Origin of the sequence: Streptomyces mutomycini (assembly GCF_001700505.1) — a bacterium.
Classification (GTDB): Bacteria; Actinomycetota; Actinomycetes; order Streptomycetales; family Streptomycetaceae; genus Streptomyces; species Streptomyces mutomycini.
The window spans coordinates 1,530-2,845 of the sequence record NZ_MAPV01000276.1 but is presented as its reverse complement, the minus strand read 5'-3'; the positions used below and the strand labels follow the sequence as shown (position 1 = coordinate 2,845).

Sequence of the window (1,316 nt, the reverse complement as noted above, 5' to 3'; positions counted from 1 at the left end):
CCGGAACCCGATCGCGGCCGGCACCCCGCCCTCGGGCGCCGGTACCGACCGCTGCGTGCCGCGAGCTCAGCCCACCCTGCAGCCGAGCTCAAGCGCGGAATCCGGGGCGCCACCCTCGGAGACGTAGCCGAAGGTCGTGGATTCACCGGGGTCCAGCGAACCGTTCCAGCCCGCGTTGTGGACCATCACCTCCTGCCCCTGCGCCGTCATCGCTCCGCTCCAGAGGCTGGCGACGCTCTGCCCGCCGGGCTGCGTCCACTCCACCATCCATCCGAGCATCGGCACCGTGCCGGAGTTGGTGACCTTCACCTCGGACTGGTAGCCACCGCTCCAGCTCCCGGTCGTACTGCGTGTGGCGGTGCAGGCGCCGGGCGCGGGCTCGGTCGGGGTGGTCCCGGTCCCGTCCTTGACCCCGGTCACCTCTCCGTTCCCGCCGTCGAAGACCACGTCGGAGCAGGNNGGCAGCGCTCCCGTCCACTTGTAGTCGGCCTCGACGGTACCCGGGCTGCCGTTCAGCGGCGGGTGGTCGATGGAGAGGAAGGGCGACTCCTCCATGTCGTCCCAGGTCAACGCCTTCGTGGGGTCGTAGCCGTCCTTCGTGATGTAGACGTAGAACCAACCCGGGTGCGCGGCCCAGGCGTTGTACGAGAAGTCGATGGTCGACCCCTCGGTCAGGTGGGTCACCGGCCAGTCCGTGCTCGGCTTGTTGAACCCGGTGAAGTTGGTGTTGCCGCCGCTGCACAGCTCACCGTCGGGCACGAAGCCGCGCGTTCGGCCGGCGCCGTCGGAGCGCAGCACGGAGAACCAGTTGTAGAAGGGGGTGGTCCCGCTCTCCTGCGCGGCGGACTTGCAGGCGGGGTTGACGGGCTTGATCTCGCCGGTGTCGGTCAGCCCGTCCTGCCAGCACAGGAACGTTCGGCTGGCGGGTTTCATCGGCGTGCCGTGCGCTTCGGCCTTCTCCCCGGTGGTGACGACGAGCCCGAGGGCCGGGACGGTCGTGAGGAGGGCGAGGAGGGTGAGGAGTACGGCTCTTCGGCGGGTGCCCGCCAGTAATCGGTGTCTCGACAGATGGATCACGATGTACGTCCCTTCGCTGCGGCGCCGGGTGGGGCCGGAATGCGGTGCAAGCTTGGGAGCGCTCCCACTAGCGGAGGCTAGCGCCGACCTCAAATCATGTAAACGCCTTACGCACAAGGGGCTTTGCCACTCGTCCGAGTGACTTCGACGGACGTGCCACATACGGGTGCGGGGTAACCGCTAGCTTCCGGACCATGCCACTGCCGAAGGACCTGGACCCCTATGCGAACCCCCGCGCC

Annotated in this window: 1 protein-coding gene and 1 pseudogene; both read right to left on the bottom strand. The window is 68.6% G+C overall.

The features are described 5' to 3' along the window. Positions 1 to 66: 66 nt before the first annotated feature. Positions 67 to 458: pseudogene (locus BFF76_RS34205) on the bottom strand (cellulose binding domain-containing protein); the annotation flags it as partial. A gap of 2 nt (positions 459 to 460) precedes the next feature. Then, positions 461 to 1,077, bottom strand: a 617-nt coding sequence (locus BFF76_RS34200) for a lytic polysaccharide monooxygenase auxiliary activity family 9 protein (protein WP_244167367.1), incomplete at its 3' end; no start/stop codon positions are given. Between the last annotated feature and the right edge of the window lie 239 nt (positions 1,078 to 1,316).